The sequence below is a fragment of the Streptomyces sp. NPDC001634 genome, from assembly GCF_040298185.1.
In the GTDB taxonomy this organism is placed as follows: Bacteria; Actinomycetota; Actinomycetes; order Streptomycetales; family Streptomycetaceae; genus Streptomyces.
This window is the reverse complement of sequence record NZ_JBEOZU010000004.1, coordinates 40,075-56,495: the sequence shown is the minus strand read 5'-3', so window position 1 is coordinate 56,495 and position 16,421 is coordinate 40,075. Positions and strand designations below refer to the sequence as shown.

The 16,421-nt window shown below is 69.3% G+C and carries 14 protein-coding genes and 1 pseudogene; 2 read left to right on the top strand and 13 right to left on the bottom strand.

From position 1 onward, the window contains the following. Positions 1-140: 140 nt before the first annotated feature. Positions 141-1,403 carry a histidine--tRNA ligase gene (gene hisS / locus ABT186_RS03750; RefSeq protein ID WP_351236321.1) on the bottom strand — a complete coding sequence of 421 codons (1,263 nt, stop codon included), beginning with the start codon at positions 1,401-1,403 and terminating at the stop codon, positions 141-143. Positions 1,404-1,416: 13 nt separating this feature from the next. After that, positions 1,417-2,124: an MBL fold metallo-hydrolase gene (locus tag ABT186_RS03745; protein ID WP_351236319.1), complete on the bottom strand. Its 708-nt coding sequence runs from the start codon at positions 2,122-2,124 to the stop codon at positions 1,417-1,419. Positions 2,125-2,293: 169 nt separating this feature from the next. On the opposite strand from ABT186_RS03745, the gene ABT186_RS03740 reads away from it, so the two are divergent. Continuing rightward, the gene (locus tag ABT186_RS03740) at positions 2,294-3,115 is read left to right on the top strand and encodes a peptidylprolyl isomerase (RefSeq protein ID WP_351236317.1); all 822 of its coding nucleotides are present in this window, start codon (positions 2,294-2,296) and stop codon (positions 3,113-3,115) included. A gap of 135 nt (positions 3,116-3,250) precedes the next feature. Beyond that, a complete protein-coding gene (locus ABT186_RS03735) occupies positions 3,251-4,480 on the top strand; it encodes a DUF349 domain-containing protein (RefSeq protein WP_351923429.1) in 1,230 nt (409 codons plus the stop codon). Positions 4,481-4,486: 6 nt separating this feature from the next. Here ABT186_RS03735 and ABT186_RS03730 read toward each other — a convergent pair. From ABT186_RS03730 to pdxT, 11 genes and pseudogenes are all read right to left on the bottom strand, one after another. Next, a pseudogene (locus ABT186_RS03730) lies at positions 4,487-5,341 on the bottom strand (serine/threonine-protein kinase); the annotation flags it as partial. 309 nt (positions 5,342-5,650) lie between these two features. Then, a complete protein-coding gene (locus tag ABT186_RS03725; protein ID WP_351923427.1) occupies positions 5,651-8,167 on the bottom strand; it encodes a RelA/SpoT family protein in 2,517 nt (838 codons plus the stop codon). Positions 8,168-8,372: 205 nt separating this feature from the next. After that, positions 8,373-8,912, bottom strand: a complete 540-nt coding sequence (locus tag ABT186_RS03720; protein ID WP_351235677.1) for an adenine phosphoribosyltransferase — start codon at positions 8,910-8,912, stop codon at positions 8,373-8,375. After that, positions 8,909-10,018, bottom strand: a complete 1,110-nt coding sequence (secF, locus tag ABT186_RS03715; RefSeq protein ID WP_351235675.1) for a protein translocase subunit SecF — start codon at positions 10,016-10,018, stop codon at positions 8,909-8,911. Before secF ends, ABT186_RS03720 begins: the two co-directional genes overlap by 4 nt. Before the next feature lie 3 nt (positions 10,019-10,021). Beyond that, on the bottom strand, positions 10,022-11,806 hold the full coding sequence (secD, locus tag ABT186_RS03710) for a protein translocase subunit SecD (RefSeq protein ID WP_351235673.1): 1,785 nt from the start codon (positions 11,804-11,806) through the stop codon (positions 10,022-10,024). A gap of 138 nt (positions 11,807-11,944) precedes the next feature. Continuing rightward, positions 11,945-12,448, bottom strand: a complete 504-nt coding sequence (gene yajC, locus ABT186_RS03705; RefSeq protein WP_351235671.1) for a preprotein translocase subunit YajC — start codon at positions 12,446-12,448, stop codon at positions 11,945-11,947. 165 nt (positions 12,449-12,613) lie between these two features. Next, positions 12,614-13,684: a Holliday junction branch migration DNA helicase RuvB gene (gene ruvB, locus ABT186_RS03700; RefSeq protein ID WP_351235669.1), complete on the bottom strand. Its 1,071-nt coding sequence runs from the start codon at positions 13,682-13,684 to the stop codon at positions 12,614-12,616. Between the two features lie 32 nt (positions 13,685-13,716). Further along, complete coding sequence (ruvA, locus tag ABT186_RS03695) at positions 13,717-14,322, bottom strand: Holliday junction branch migration protein RuvA (RefSeq protein WP_351923425.1); 606 nt, start codon at positions 14,320-14,322, stop codon at positions 13,717-13,719. Beyond that, a complete protein-coding gene (gene ruvC / locus ABT186_RS03690) occupies positions 14,319-14,849 on the bottom strand; it encodes a crossover junction endodeoxyribonuclease RuvC (protein WP_351235665.1) in 531 nt (176 codons plus the stop codon). The genes ruvA and ruvC overlap by 4 nt, the downstream gene beginning before the upstream one ends. A gap of 118 nt (positions 14,850-14,967) precedes the next feature. Further along, the gene (locus ABT186_RS03685) at positions 14,968-15,720 is read right to left on the bottom strand and encodes a YebC/PmpR family DNA-binding transcriptional regulator (protein WP_351235663.1); all 753 of its coding nucleotides are present in this window, start codon (positions 15,718-15,720) and stop codon (positions 14,968-14,970) included. Between the two features lie 49 nt (positions 15,721-15,769). Further along, on the bottom strand, positions 15,770-16,378 hold the full coding sequence (gene pdxT / locus ABT186_RS03680) for a pyridoxal 5'-phosphate synthase glutaminase subunit PdxT (protein ID WP_351235661.1): 609 nt from the start codon (positions 16,376-16,378) through the stop codon (positions 15,770-15,772). Between the last annotated feature and the right edge of the window lie 43 nt (positions 16,379-16,421).

Genomic DNA, 16,421 nt, shown 5'->3' with positions numbered 1-16,421 from the left:
GAGCGGCTACTTTCTCGGAGGGTGGGTCTGGGTCCCCTCTGAGTTGGAGGGGCTGGTCTTCAGCGAACGCCGGGCGGGGTGAATCCTTCAGCCCGTCCGGCGTTTGAGGACGCCGTCAACGGCGAAGCTGGGGGCGGCGGTCAGCCCAGGCGGGACTCCAGTTCCGCCACGATCTCGTTCACGCCGACCGCGATCTGCTCCCCGGACTCCATGTCCTTGAGCTGGACCACGCCATCGGCCAGATCCCGGTCGCCGGCCACGATCGTGTACCGCGCCCCGCTGCGGTTCGCGTTCTTCATCGCGCCCTTCAGGCCCTTCGCGCCGTACGAGAAGTCCGCCGCGATGCCCACCTTGCGCAGCTCCGTGACCTTCGCGAAGAGGACCCGGCGGGCCTCCTCGCCCAGCGGGACCGCGAACACGCTCGTGGACGCGGGGAGTTCGAGCTCGATTCCCTCCGCCTCCAGGGCCAGCACCGTGCGGTCGACGCCGAGCGCCCAGCCCACGGACGGCAGCGCGGGGCCGCCGAGCATCTCCGACAGCCCGTCGTACCGGCCGCCGCCGCCCACCGCAGACTGGGAGCCCAGACCGTCGTGGATGAACTCGAACGTCGTACGTGTGTAGTAGTCCAGGCCGCGCACCAGCTTCGGGTCGTCCTCGAAGGTCACACCCGCCGCGGTGATCAGCTCACGGACCTCCTCGTGGTACGCCTTGCAGGCGTCGCACAGGTAGTCGCGGAGGAGGGGCGCTCCCGTCAGCTGCTTCTGGACCGACTCCCGCTTGTCGTCCAGGACACGGAGCGGGTTGATCTCGGTGCGGCGGTGGGTGTCCTCGTCGAGGTCCAGACCGCGCAGGAAGTCCTGGAGCGCCGCCCGGTAGACCGGACGGCACTCCTTGTCGCCCAGGCTGTTGAGGAGGATGCGGAAGTTGCGCAGGCCCAGCGAGCGGTACGCCTGGTCCGCCAGGATGATCAGTTCGGCGTCCAGCGCCGGGTCCTCCGCACCGATCGCCTCGGCGCCGACCTGCGAGAAGTGCCTGTAGCGGCCCTTCTGCGGGCGCTCGTAGCGGTAGTACGAGCCCGAGTACCAGAGCTTGACCGGCAGGTTTCCCGTTTTGTGGAGATTAGCCTCCAGCGCAGCGCGCAGCACGGACGCCGTGCCCTCGGGACGCAGCGCGAGCCTGTCGCCGCCCTTCGTCTCGAAGGCGTACATCTCCTTCGTCACGATGTCGGTGGATTCACCGACACCGCGCGCGAAGAGTTCCACGTTCTCGAAGCCGGGCGTCTCGATGTAGCCGTAGCCGGAGTTGCGCAACGGGGCCGCGATCGCCTCGCGGACCGCCAGGTACTTGGCGGAGTCCGGCGGGATCAGGTCGTACGTGCCCTTGGGGGCCTTGAAGGTACTCACGGAAGGTCTCTCGTCACATTCCTCGTCGGGGAGCCTCGAAAGCTCCCTGGCCGGCCGCCACCTGCCGCAGATACGGGTTGGTGGCGCGTTCCTGGCCGATGGTCGTCTGGGGGCCGTGGCCGGACAGCACCACGGTCGAGTCGTCGAGCGGCAGGCACACGCGGGCCAGCGAGTCGAGCATCTCGGCCATGTCACCGCCGGGCAGGTCGGTGCGTCCGATGGAGCCGGCGAACAGCAGGTCGCCCGAGAAGAGGATCGGCGGGATGTCCGCCGCCTCAGGCATGCCGAAGGTCACCGACCCCTTGGTATGGCCGGGCGCATGTGCGACGGAGAGCTGCAGACCGGCCAGCTCCAGCTTCGCGCCGTCCGTCAGCTCCTTGACATCGTCCGGCTCGCCCACGGTCAGCTCGCCCATCAGCGGCATCCCGATGGAACGTCCGAGCGCCCTCTCCGGGTCGCTCATCATGTACCGGTCCTCGGGGTGGATCCACGCCGGCACGTCGTGCGCGCCGCACACCGGGACGACCGAGGCCACGTGGTCGATGTGGCCATGGGTGAGAACGACCGCGACGGGCTTGAGCCGATGCTTCTTCAGCGCGTCCTCGACTCCCTGGGCGGCCTGGTGGCCCGGGTCGATGATCACGCACTCCTCACCCGCCGCGGGGGCCACCAGGTAACAGTTGGTGCCCCAGGCCCCGGCGGGGAACCCGGCAATCAGCACGATCGTCCTTCGTAATGTCGTACGGGAAGTGACTGACTCAGGTGTCAGAGCCTACCGGCGCTGCCGATTCCTCAGCGAACCCATATACGGTACGGGGCACACGCAGGCTGTCGGCACAGCAGACGCACGCGTACCGGTCGGCGTACGAGACGCATGAGGAGAAAACCCCGTGGTCACCCAGGAACAGCGGCGGCGACAGCTCGCCCGGGAGAAGTTCTTGCGGCAGCAGCAGCGGCGCACGGATGCGCGGCGCAAGGCACGCACGCGCAATTCCGTGATCGCCTCAGTGCTCGGCGTGGTCGTCGTGGGCGGCGTGGTGTCGTACACGACCGGGGTCTTCAAGAACGACGACAAGAAGGCAAAAGCAGGCGCGGAGGTCTCCCCGAGCGCCTCGGCGGCCAGCAAGGCGCCGGACCCCTGCGAGAAGCCCGCCACGGGCACTGTCAAGTCGCTGAGCTGGAAGAAAGAGCCGGCGATGACCATCGACACGTCCGCCAAGTACACGATGAAGCTGGCGACGACCTGTGGTGACATCGGCATCGCGCTCAAGACGGCCGCGGCCCCGCACACGGTGAACTCGTTCAACTTCCTGGCGGCCCAGGGCTTCTTCGACCACACCAAGTGCCACCGGCTCACCACCAACGGCATCTACGTGCTGCAGTGCGGCGACCCGAAGGGCACCGGTACGGGCGGCCCCGGCTACACCATCCCGGACGAGAACCTGACGGACAAAAGCCTCAAGGGGAACGTGTATCCGGCGGGTACGGTCGCGATGGCGAACACCGGGCAGAAGCACACCGGCGGCAGCCAGTTCTTCCTGGTGTACCAGGACAGTCAGTTGCCGCCCAGCTACACACCGTTCGGAACGATCGACGCGGCCGGTCTGAAGGTCCTGAAGAAAATCGCCGCCGCAGGTGAGAACACGGGCGCGGGCGATGGAGCGCCGAACGCAACCGTCGTGATCAACAAGGCGAGCGTGACGAAATCCTGACCGTCAACTGCGAAATTTCGGTCGCGCGGGATGCGGACAGCCGCCCCGCCGGTCGCCTATGTTGGCGGTGACGAAACTGTGGACGATGCCCGGGGGTGCTGAGGCCCCCTGCAGGCATCATGTGGAGGAGGCGCTGTGAGCAGCGACCCGTGGGGCCGCGTCGACGAGACGGGGACCGTGTACGTGCGTACGGCCGATGGCGAGCAGGTCGTCGGTTCCTGGCAGGCCGGCTCCCCCGAGGAAGCGTTGGCCTACTTCAAGCGCAAGTACGAGGGCCTGGTTGTCGAGATCGGCCTCCTCGAGAAGCGAGTACAGACCACCGACCTGTCGGCGAAGGACGCGCAGATCGCGATCGACCATTTGCGGGAGCAGGTGGAGGCGCACCACGCTGTCGGTGACCTGGACGCGCTGCGGGCCCGTCTGGACAAACTCGTGGCGACCGTCGAGGAGCGCCGCGAGGAGCGCAAGGCGCAGCGGGCGAAGCAGTCCGACGAGGCCCGGCACTCCAAGGAGGCGCTGGTCACCGAGGCGGAGGAGCTGGCGCAGTCCGACCAGTGGCGGGCGGCCGGTGAGCGGCTGCGGGCACTGGTGGACACCTGGAAAGGGCTGCCGCGGCTCGACCGGAAGTCGGACGACGAGCTGTGGCACCGCTTCTCGCACGCCCGCTCGGCGTTCTCCAAGCGCCGCAAGGCGCACTTCGCGCAGCTGGACGCACAGCGCGAGGAGGCCCGCAAGACCAAGGAGAAGCTGGTCGCCGAGGCCGAGTCGCTGTCGAGTTCGACGGACTGGGGTCCGACGGCCGCGCGCTACCGCGAGCTGATGACGGAGTGGAAGGCCGCGGGCCGTGCCCAGCGCGAGCACGAGGACGACCTGTGGAACCGCTTCCGCGGCGCCCAGGACGTGTTCTTCGCGGCGCGCAGCACGATCTTCGCGGAGCGGGACGCCGAGCAGGCCGAGAACCTCAAGCTCAAGGAGGAACTGGCCGAGGAGGCGGAGAAGCTGCTGCCGATCACGGACCTGAAGGCCGCCCGTGCCGCCTTCCGCTCGATCAACGAGCGGTGGGAGGCCATCGGTCATGTGCCGCGTGACGCGCGGCCGAGGATCGAGGGCCGGATGCACGCGGTCGACCGGGCCATCCAGGAGGCCGAGGAAGCCGAGTGGCGCCGTACGAACCCGGAGGCGCGGGCTCGCGCCGAGGGTCTCACGGGGCAGCTGCAGGCGGCCGTGGACAAGCTCAGGGGCCAGATCGAGCAGGCGCGGGCCACGGGCAACAACGCCAAGGCCGACAAGCTGGAGAAGGAGCTGGAGGGCCGCCAGGCGCTCCTGGACCAGGCGCTGAAGGGTCTACAGGAGTTCGGCGGCTGACCGGTCTCACCGGATAGGCCGGGTGCGGCCCGGCGGCAGGGATCCCTGCCGCCGGGCCGCCGCGCGTTTCAGGTGCCGCTCGCCCCGGTGCGTGTGCCGAAACCCGGGCACTCCCCCGCTCGGCGATGTCCAGGGCGTGTTCGAGGACCTCGGGGGCCTGCAGATGGTTGCCTGACTCCTGGAGCAGACCGGCGAGCCGTCGGCAGAGGCCTGCTCGCGGTACCGCCGCGACAGCAGGGCGACGAGGACCTCGGTGCCGTCGTCCGGCAGCGCCCCGAGCACGCTCCGGACGGTATCCACCTGTTGCGGCCGTTCGGCGGGATCCTGTCGGCGCAGGTCGTCGACCAGGCGTGTCAGTTCCTCCGGGTACGACGGCAGACGGCCCGGGAGCGAGGGCACACCGTCGTCCAGGGCCTGCTCCACGATCGCCCCGATCTCGACGCCCATGGCGAACGGCACCTCACCCGTGAGCATCGGATACATGCAGGCGCCGAGGCCGTACCAGTCCGTCGGCGGTCCCGGCAGCACACCGCGCATCGCCTCTGGCGCCATGAACTGCGGGGTGCTCACCACCCTCGTCCGGGTGATCACCGCCTCGTCGGCCGGCCGCGCGAGCCCGAAGTCATGCAGGACCACGCGGCCGTCACGGGTGAGGCCGACGTTGGAGGGTTTGACGTCGCGGTGCAGCACCCCGGCCTCGTGCGCGGCGGCGAGTGCCTCCGCGATGCCGAGACCCACACTGCACACGACGGGTGCCGGCGGTGGTCCTGCCTCCGACACCGGCCGGGCGAGGCTCATTCCGTCGAGCAGCTGCATCACGAGGTACGTCGTTGTCGCGTACACGCCACTGTCGTACAGGGTGACGACCCCGGGTGGTCGATCCTCGCCGGCGCCCGGGCCTCCCGCAGAATCCGTTCCAGGGTGACGTCGTCCCTGGCGAGGCCCTCGACGGCGGCGAGCATCCTGACGGCTACCGTCTGCCGAGCCGGGTGCCCTCCGCCTCGTGGACGACGCCCATCGCGCCGCGCCCGAGCATCCTCAGGAGGCGGTAGCGCTCGGCGATCAGGGTCCCCGTGTGCCCAGCCCGTCCGGAACCGGCAGGTGACCACCTGAGCCGTGCCGTGCGCGTCCTTCCACGTCGCTCCCCCGTCGGCTGTGGGGTGCGCTGGGTCAGGGCCTGCGCGCCGAGGTCACCCGGTACACGTCGTACACGCCCTCGACGCCCCGGACCGCCTTCAGGACATGGCCCAGGTGTTTCGGGTCGCCCATCTCGAAGGTGAAGCGGGAGGTCGCCACGCGGTCGCGGGACGTCTGGACCGCGGCCGAGAGGATGTTGACGTGCTGGTCGGACAGGACCCGGGTGACATCGGAGAGCAGACGCGAGCGGTCCAGCGCCTCCACCTGGATCGCGACCAGGAAGACCGAGGACTGGGTCGGAGCCCACTCCACGTCGAGGATGCGCTCGGGCTCACGCGACAGTGACTCCACGTTCACGCAGTCGCTGCGGTGAACCGATACGCCGCTACCGCGTGTGACGAAGCCGATGATCGGGTCGCCGGGGACGGGCGTACAGCAGCGGGCCAGCTTGACCCACACGTCGTCGACGCCCTTCACGACAACGCCGGGGTCCTGGCTGCGGCGCCTCTTGCGGCCGCGGCTCCGCGTGGGCGGGACGGCCTCGTCGATCTCCTCGGTGGCCGCCTCCTCGCCGCCCAGTGCCTGCACCAGCTTCTGCACGACGTTCTGCGCGGCCACATGGCCCTCGCCGATCGCCGCGTAGAGCGAGGAGATGTCCGGGTAGCGCATCTCGTGCGCGAGCGTCACCAGCGAGTCGCCGGTCAGGATGCGCTGGATCGGCAGGTTCTGCTTGCGCATCGCCCGTGCGATCGCGTCCTTGCCCTGTTCGATCGCCTCGTCGCGCCGCTCCTTGGAGAACCACGCACGGATCTTGTTGCGGGCGCGCGGGGACTTCACGAAGCCGAGCCAGTCACGGGACGGACCCGCGCCGGTCGCCTTGGAGGTGAAGACCTCGACCAGGTCGCCGTTGTCCAGGGTGGATTCGAGCGGGACCAGGCGGCCGTTGACCCTGGCTCCTATCGTCCGGTGCCCGACCTCTGTGTGGACCGCGTACGCGAAGTCCACCGGGGTGGCACCGGCCGGCAGCGCTATGACATCACCCTTCGGGGTGAAGACGAAGACCTCGTTGCGGGACAGGTCGAAGCGCAGGGACTCCAGGAACTCGCTCGGGTCCTCGGTCTCCTTCTGCCAGTCCAGCAGCTGGCGCAGCCACGCCATGTCGTTGACGGCGTCCTTGTCCCTGGCGTTCGAACGAGGAGCGTCGGTGCGGACCTTGGAGGCGCCCGCGACGGCCTCCTGCTTGTACTTCCAGTGCGCGGCGATGCCGTACTCGGCGCGGCGGTGCATGTCGAACGTCCGGATCTGGAGTTCGACGGGCTTGCCGTTGGGGCCGATGACCGTAGTGTGCAGCGACTGGTACATGTTGAACTTGGGCATCGCGATGTAGTCCTTGAACCGCCCCGGAACCGGGTTCCAGCGGGCGTGGACCGTGCCCAGTGCCGCATAGCAGTCGCGGACCGTGTCGACAAGGACTCGGATGCCCACCAGGTCGTAGATCTCCGCGAAGTCGCGACCGCGGACGATCATCTTCTGGTAGACGCTGTAGTAGTGCTTGGGGCGGCCGGTGACGGTCGCCTTGATGCGGGCGGCGCGCAGGTCCGCCTGGACCTCGTCGGTCACTATGGCCAAGTACTCGTCACGCTTCGGTGCCCTCTCGGCCACCAGCCGGACGATCTCGTCGTACATCTTGGGGTAGAGGATCGCGAAGGCGAGGTCCTCCAGTTCCCACTTGATGGTGTTCATGCCCAGCCGGTGAGCGAGCGGCGCGTAGATCTCCAGGGTCTCCCGCGCCTTCTTCTCCTGCTTCTCACGCTTGAGGTAGCGCATGGTGCGCATGTTGTGCAGGCGGTCGGCAAGCTTGATGACCAGGACGCGCGGGTCCTTGGCCATGGCGACGACCATCTTGCGCACGGTCTCGGCCTGGGCGGCCTCGCCGAACTTGACCTTGTCCAGCTTGGTGACGCCGTCGACGAGCAGCGCGACGGTGTCGCCGAAGTCGCGGCGCAGCTGCTCCAGGCCGTACTCGGTGTCCTCGACGGTGTCGTGCAGCAGGCCCGCCATCAGGGTGGCCGGGTCCATGCCGAGCTCGGCGAGGATCGTGGTCACCGCGAGGGGGTGCGTGATGTACGGGTCACCGCTCTTGCGCTTCTGACCGCGGTGCCAGCGCTCGGCGACCTGGTAGGCGCGCTCGATCTGGCGGAGTGTCGACGCGTCGATCTTGGGGTCGTTGCTGCGCACTATCCGCAGCAGTGGCTCCAGGACCGGGTTGTACGGGTTGGCGCGCTGTACGCCGAGGCGGGCGAGGCGGGCGGGGACGCGATTGGAGGAGCCGGAGCGGGCGGGCGGGGCCGGAGCGGGGCGGACTGCCGGGGCGCGCTCGGGCGTGACCGGTTTGGGGCGCGGCTGCTCGGCCACCTGGTCGACGGGCGCGGACTGGGCGTGCTCGACCGGCCCGTGCGGGGCGTTCTTCGCGCTGTGCGCGGGCGTGGCCGCGGCCTCCGAAGTCGGGTCGGGCTTGGCGGCGGTGAGTGGCTGGGCCTCGTCTGGCAAGAGGGCTCCTCGTGCGCGATCCGGGTCCCCCGGTCAGGCTCCGGAGACCCCATGGTAGCGATCCCGGGCTCCAGGCTCGCCTCCAGGCCGCTGAGACGGCCTTCTACAAGAGAAACGCACGAGGCGGGCGCCGGATTCCTCCGGGCCCGCCTCTCGGTGTCGTTCGGCCTTCCAGGACCTGGCGCAGCGGTGTACCGCACCGGTCTCAGACCTGAAGCAGTGCCTCCAGCGGGGCACCGTCCAGGGCCGGCTCCAGACGGGTGCGCCCGCCCAGGAAGCCCAGCTCCATGAGCACGGACACACCCGCGACCTCGGCGCCCGCCCGTCGGATGAGCTGGAGCGAGGCCTCGGCGGTGCCACCGGTGGCGAGGACGTCGTCGACGACCATCACCCGGTCGGCCGCGGTCAGGTCCTCGGCGTGCACCTCGATCTCGGCGGAGCCGTACTCCAGGTCGTACGCCTGGCTGAGGGTTGCTCCGGGGAGCTTGCCCGCCTTGCGTACGGGGACGAAGCCGACGCCCGCGCGGACCGCGACCGGGGCGCCGAGAATGAAGCCCCGGGCCTCCAGACCGACGATCTTCGTCGCGCCGTGCCGCACGGTCAGCTCCGCCAGCGCGTCGGTGAGCGCGGTGAACGCCGCCGGGTCCGCGAGCAAAGGCGTTATGTCCTTGAACATCACGCCCGGCTCCGGGTAGTCGGGAACGTCGCGGATACGGCTGAGCAGCAGGTCCTTTATCTCGGTCATCGGCGCTTTCCGGAGGGTCGGCCACGTCCGCGGGTGCGCGAGGCGGGCTGGGTGCGCTGCCCGACGACCGCGGCGTCCTGCGGCTCGTCGGCGATGGCGTCGTCGAAACCCCGCGCCCCGGCGAGCTCGTCCTCGGCGGCTGCCTGGGCGCGCTTGGCGAGGACGCGCTTCTTGAGGGCCTTCATCTGCGGCTCGCGCTCCTTGAGGTCGGCGACGAGCGGCGTGGCGATGAAGATCGACGAGTAGGCACCGGCCGCGAGGCCGACGAACAGCGACAGCGAGATGTCGTTGAGCGTGCCCGCGCCGAGGAAGCCGCCGCCGATGAACAGCAGGCCGGCGACCGGCAGCAGCGCCACCACGGTGGTGTTGATGGAACGGACCAGGGTGCTGTTGATCGAGCGGTTGGCGACGTCGCTGTAGGTCCAGCGGGTCTGCTTGGTGAGGTCCTTCGTCTGCTCCTTGAGGCTGTCGAAGACGACGACCGTGTCGTAGAGCGAGTAACCGAGGATCGTGAGCAGACCGATGACCGTACCCGGCGTCACCTCGAAGCCGACGAGGGCGTAGATACCGGTCGTGATGGTGATGTCGTGGATCAGCGCGACCAGGGCCGCGACAGCCATCCGCCACTCGAAGGCGATCGCCAGGTAGATCACCACGAGCACCATGAAGATCGCCAGCCCCTGCCAGGCCTTGCTGGCGATCTGCTCGCCCCAGCTGGGGCCGACCAGGTCCGCGTTGAGCTTCTCCGCGTTGACGTTCAGGTCCTTGGCGATGTCCGCCTTGATCTGGTCTGCCTCGGCGGTGCCGATGCCGGCGATCTGGATACGCAGGGCACCGTCGCCGAGCTTCTGCACGACGGCGTCGTGGCCGGACGCTTCCTTCGCGTACGTCTCCGCCTGTGCCACGGAGACGCTTGTCTTCGGCGTGGTGAAGACGGCACCGCCCTGGAACTCGATGCCCATGTTCAGGCCGCGCACCGTCAGGCCGAGGATGGCCGTGATGGTGATCAGGATCGAGATGCCGTACCAGATCTTGCGGTTGCCGACGAAGTCGTAACTGACCTCGCCTCGGTGGAGCCTGGCGCCGAGGTTGCCGAGCTTCGACATCTCTCACGCCTCCTTCGGGTCGACGGGGGCGGAGGGACGACGGGTACGCCGCAGGGGCGGCTTGGCGCCGAGACGCTTGGGGTCGAGGCCGGACCAGCTGTGGCCGCTCGCGAAGAACTTGCGGCGGGCGAGGATCGTCATCAGCGGCTTGGTGAACAGGAAGACGACGACCACGTCCAGGACCGTGGTGAGACCGAGCGTGAACGCGAAGCCCTGGACCTTGCTGACGGTGACGATGAACAGCACCACCGCGGCCAGGAACGACACGAAGTCGGAGACCAGGATGGTGCGCCGGGCGCGCGGCCAGGCCCGCTCGACGGCCGGCCGCAGCGAGCGGCCTTCGCGGATCTCGTCCCGGATGCGTTCGAAAAACACGATGAACGAGTCCGCTGTGATACCGATCGCCACGATGGCACCGCAGACCGCCGGCAGGTTCAGCGCGAAGCCGATGGTCGGACCGAGCAGCGACATGATCACGTAGGTGAGGATCGCCGAGACCATCAGCGAGGCGATAGCGATGAGCGACAGGCCCCGGTAGTAGACCACCAGGTAGATGACGACCAGCCCGAGGCCGATCGCACCGGCGATCAGACCGGCGTGCAGCTGCTCACCGCCGAGCGCGGCGGTGACGGTGGTGACGCTCTGTTCCTCGAAGGAGAGCGGGAGCGCACCGTAGGACAGGACGTTCGCCAGGTCCTTGGCCTCGGTCTGGTCGAAGTTGCCGGTGATCTCGGCGTTGCCGCCGGTCAGCGCCTGCTGGACGTACGGGTCGGAGACGACCGAGCCGTCCAGGACGATGGCGAACTGGTTCTGCGGCGACTGGTTCTTCGCCAGCTTGCCGGTGATGCTCGCGAACTTCTTGGACCCCGAGGACGTGAAGTCCATGGTGACCTTCCAGCCGCCGGCGCCCTGGGTGTCGTAGACCGCGGCGGCCTTCTTCACATCCGTGCCGGCGACCTCGGCCGGGCCGAGGAGGTACTTCTGCCACTGCTTCTGCGAGTTCTGGCCGCAGGCCACCGTGGGCTCGGTGGGCTTGGCCGTCGCGCCGGCGGTGGCGCGGACCGCCTTGTCGGCGCAGTTCAGCGTGGCGTACTGGGCCTGGAGCTTGGCGGCTGCGGCGGAACCGCTGCTCGCCGACGGAGAGGCGCTGGAGGAGGGGCTCGCACTGGAGGAGGCCTTGGGGGAGGCCTTGGCGGAGCCGGTCGGGGACGGCGACGAGGTGGCCTTCAGCGCGTCGGTGACCGGGCGGCCCTGCGAGGTCGCGCTCGGCGACGGGCTCGAGGAGCCGGACGGCTTCGCGGAGCTGGACGGCGTCGCCGTGCCCGTGGCCTTCTTCGAGGCGCTGCTGGAGGCACTCGGCGTCGGGCTGGCCGAGGCGGCCGCACCGCTGACCTCGGTGGCCAGTACGGGGCGGAAGTACAGCTTGGCCGTGGTGCCTACCTGCTGCCGGGCCTGCTCGGAGTTCGTGCCCCTGGGGATGTTGACGATGATGTTGCGATCACCCTGCGTCTGGACCTCCGCCTCGGAGACGCCCAGACCATTGACACGGCGGTTCATGATGTCGACCGCGGTGTCCATGTTGGTCTTGTTGATCGCGGATTCCTGGCCGCTCTTCGCCTTGAGCGTGATGCTCGTGCCACCGGCGAGGTCGATGCCGAGACGCGGAGTGGTGTTACCGGAGATGAACATTCCCCCGGTGAGCGCCGCGATGGCGATCAGGATGAGGGCCAGTGAGCGCCCTGGCTTGCTCTGGGCACTCGCGCTCCGGCCCTTCTTCGGTGCTGCCACCTTCTCGTACTCCCTCTCGGGCCGCCGCGCGCGGGGTCAGCGCGTGGGCGGCCATGCCATTGTGTCGGGATACCGCGCGAAAACCGCACAACCCGGGCGCCGAGGCGCGCGTATCCGCGCCGCGGTCCCGGGATGCGGCTACTTCGCGTCGGCCTCGCCGTCGGTCTTCTTCGGCTGTGCTTCGTCCGTCTTCGCCTCGGCCGGCTCGTCGGCGGCGTCCTCGGCCAGGTCCTTCTTGCCGAGGTCGACGGCCTTGTCCTCGGAGGCGGCGGAAGAGTCGTCGGCAGCGGGCTCGTCGGTCTCGGTGAGGGAGGAGGCGTCGTCGGGGACGACGGCGCCGTCGGCCTTCAGGTCGTGCTCGATGCCGTGGACGATGCGGTTGTACTCGTCGTCGGAGAGGACGGCGCCGATCGCGTTCTTCGCGAAGAGCAACTCCACGCCCGGGCCGGCGTCAACGAGGACCGTGTCCTCGTTGACCTCCTTGACAGTCGCGTACATGCCTCCGATCGTGCGGATGCCGCTGCCGGGCTGCAACTGATTGCGCATGTCAGCGGCCTGCTGCTGCTTGCGCTTGGCGGAGCGGGTCATCAGGAACATGGCCCCGATGAGCACGATGAACGGGAGGAGGGTCACGATATTCACGGGACGGAATTTCCTTCGCACGACCGCTGGATCCGCGGCCTGGTGGATGGGGGTGGGGTCGGCGCCGCCCACAGGGGCGGCATCGGCGGAGTCTAAGCGAGTCCGCACGCAAGGAACAACGCTCAGCATGGCACCCGGGTTCCTGCCCGTGCGAGTCCCGCGCCGTCACGCCCCGAACAGGTCCTGTTGTCCGTTTCCCCCGGTCGCCCCGCGTGGCGCGGTGAGACCGAGGTGCGCCCAGGCGGCCGGAGTCGCCACGCGCCCACGCGGTGTGCGGGCGAGGAGCCCCTCCCTGACCAGGAAGGGCTCGGCGACCTCCTCGACGGTCTCGCGCTCCTCCCCCACCGCGACGGCGAGGGTGGACAGGCCGACCGGGCCCCCACCGAACAGCTTGAGCAGTGCCTCCAGGACGGCACGGTCGAGACGGTCGAGGCCACGGGCGTCGACCTCGTAGACGCCGAGCGCGGCCGCCGCGATCTCGCGGGTGATCACTCCATCGGCCTTGACCTGCGCGTAGTCCCGTACGCGGCGCAGCAGCCGGTTGGCGATACGGGGCGTGCCGCGGGACCGGCCCGCGATCTCGGCGGCACCGTCGGAGTGGATCTCGACGTCGAGCAGGTTCGCCGAGCGGTGGATGACGCGCTCCAGCTCGGCGGGCTCGTAGAACTCCATGTGCGCGGTGAAGCCGAAGCGGTCGCGCAGCGGGGGCGGCAGCAGGCCCGCGCGCGTGGTGGCCCCGACCAGGGTGAACGGCGGCAGCTCGAGCGGGATGGCGGTGGCGCCGGGTCCCTTGCCGACGATCACGTCGACGCGGAAGTCCTCCATCGCCATGTAGAGCATCTCCTCGGCGGGCCGGGACATGCGGTGGATCTCGTCGAGGAAGAGGACCTCGCCCTCCTGGAGGGAGGAGAGGATCGCGGCGAGATCGCCGGCGTGCTGGATGGCCGGGCCGCTCGTGATGCGGATGGGGGCGCCCATCTCGGCCGCGATGATCATCGAGAGCGTCGTCTTGCCGAGGCCCGGGGCGCCGGACAGGAGCACATGGTCGGCGGTGGCGCCGCGCGCGCGTGCCGCACGCAGCACGAGGTCGAGTTGCTCACGGACCTTCTCCTGGCCGATGAACTCGTCCAGGTCCTTGGGGCGCAGGGCGGCCTCGACGGCCTGGTCCTCACGGTCGGCGACAGAGCCCACCAGCCGCTCGGGGGCGGAAGTGTCGGTCGTGTCGTCCCAGTTCACTGAGGTCTCCTAGCTGGGGTGGCGCAGGTGGGTCAGCGGGCGCGGTTCAGAGTCTGCAGGGCCGCTTTCAGCAGCTGGCCCACCTGGGGCGTGCTCCCGGCGGCCTCGGCCTGCGGCGCCACTGCGGACACGGCCTCGTCGGCCTCGCGGGTGGCATAGCCGAGGCCGATCAGGGCGGCGTGCAGCTGGTCGCGCCAGCCGGACGTGATCGCCGTACCGACCGCGGGGGCGCCGATCGGCTCGCCCAGGCGGTCCTTCAGCTCCAGGAGCAGCTTCTGGGCGCCCTTCTTGCCGATGCCGGGGACGGCCATGAGCGCCTTCTCGTCGCCGGTCGCCACGGCGCGGCGCAGCGCGTCCGGGGTGTGCACGGCCAGCATCGACTGCGCCAGTCGCGGGCCGACGCCGCTCGCGGTCTGCAGCAGCTCGAAGACCTGGCGCTCGTCGTCGTCCGCGAAGCCGTACAGCGTGAGCGAGTCCTCGCGGACGACCAGGGACGTGGCGAGCTTGGTCTGCTGGCCCATCCGCAGCCCGGAGAGGGTGTTCGGTGTGCACTGGACGGCGATGCCGACGCCGCCCACCTCGACCACCGCGGAGTCCGGGGCGAGGGCGGCGACCGGGCCGCTGACGAAGGCGATCATGCGGTACGGCCTTTCGATGCGTGCAGGGCCACGGCCTGCTGGAGTCGGTTCTGGGCGGGGGCACGCCAGATGTGGCAGATGGCGAGGGCCAGGGCGTCGGCGGCGTCGGCGGGCTTGGGCGGCGCGTCGAGCCGGAGCAGCCGGGTGACCATGGCACCGACCTGGGCCTTGTCGGCACGTCCGGTGCCGGTGACAGCGGCCTTGACCTCGCTGGGGGTGTGCAGGGCGACGGGGATGCCGCGGCGGGCGGCGCAGAGCATGGCGACGGCGCTGGCCTGGGCGGTGCCCATCACCGTACGCACGTTGTGCTGGCTGAACACCCGCTCCACAGCCACGTATTCGGGCCGGTGCTCGTCGAGCCACTGCTCTATGCCCTGCTCGACGGCGACGAGGCGGTGGCCCAGATCGGCGTCCACGGGCGTCCGGACGACGCCGACGCCGAGCATGGTCAACGGCCGCCCGGGAACGCCCTCGACGACACCGACACCGCATCGGGTCAGCCCCGGGTCCACCCCCAGTACGCGCACTGCTCGCCCCTCCCTTCGCTTTCCTGTTTGTGCAGGCTATCGGGTGCCACTGACAACGACCGACAAAGCGACGGGCCGACGGGGCATGTCCCGTCGGCCCGTTGAACCTGCGGCAGCGTTACGCGCCGACCTTCTCCATGATGTCGTCGCTGACGTCGAAGTTGGCGAAGACGTTCTGCACATCGTCGCTGTCCTCGAGCGCGTCGATCAGCTTGAAGATCTTCTTCGCGCCCTCCTCGTCCAGCTCGACCTGGACGGAGGGCACGAAGCTGGACTCGGCGGAGTCGTAGTCGATCCCGGCCTCCTGGAGGGCGGTGCGGACCGCGATCAGGTCGGTGGCCTCGCTGATCACCTCGAAGGACTCACCGAGGTCGTTGACCTCCTCGGCGCCCGCGTCGAGCACGGCGCCCAGGACGTCGTCCTCGGTCAGCTCGCCCTTGGGGACGATCACGACGCCCTTGCGGCTGAACATGTACGACACGGAGCCCGGGTCGGCCATGGAGCCGCCGTTGCGGGTCATGGCGACACGGACGTCGGAGGCGGCGCGGTTGCGGTTGTCGGTGAGGCACTCGATGAGCACCGCGACACCGCTCGGACCGTAGCCCTCGTACATGATCGTCTCGTAGTCGGCGCCGCCGGCCTCGAGGCCCGCACCACGCTTGACCGCGGAGTCGATGTTCTTGTTCGGGACCGACTGCTTCTTCGCCTTCTGGATGGCGTCATAGAGAGTCGGATTGCCGTCCGGGTCCGCGCCACCCTGACGAGCCGCAACCTCGATGTTCTTGATCAGCTTCGCGAAGAGCTTGCCGCGCTTGGCGTCGATGACGGCCTTCTTGTGCTTCGTCGTGGCCCATTTAGAGTGGCCGGACATCTGCCTGTCTCCTTCGCGTAACCCATCTCTGCAACGAACGCCAGAGATCCTACAAGGACTCCTGTGTCCGGTTGGCGCGCACCATGTCGACGAACAGGGAGTGCACGCGGTGGTCGCCGGTCAGTTCCGGGTGGAACGACGTGGCGAGCGCGTTGCCCTGACGTACGGCGACGATGTGGCCGTGGTGCTCGGCGAGCACCTCGGCCTCGGCGCCGACGGACTCGACCCAGGGGGCGCGGATGAAGACGCCCTCTACAGGATCGCCCTCGATTCCCCGGACGTCGACAGCCGCCTCGAAGGACTCGTTCTGCCGTCCGAAGGCGTTGCGGCGCACAATCATGTCGATGCCGCCGATGGTCTCCTGGCCCGAGCGCGGGTCGAGGATCTTGTCGGCGAGCATGATCATGCCCGCGCAGGTGCCGTAGACGGGCATGCCGTCATGCACGCGCGCGCGGAGGGGTTCCATCACCCCGAACAGGATGGCCAGCTTGGAGATGGTGGTGGACTCGCCGCCGGGGATGACGAGGCCGTCGACCTCGGCGAGCTCTTCGGGGCGCCGCACCGGCCTGGCCACGGCGTCGGCCGCGGCCAGGGCGATGAGGTGCTCCCGTACGTCGCCCTGGAGGGCCAGGACGCCTATGACGGGTGCGTCAGTCATGTACGTGATGTCCTACGGAGAATACGTGGTGTCCTGTCGGATG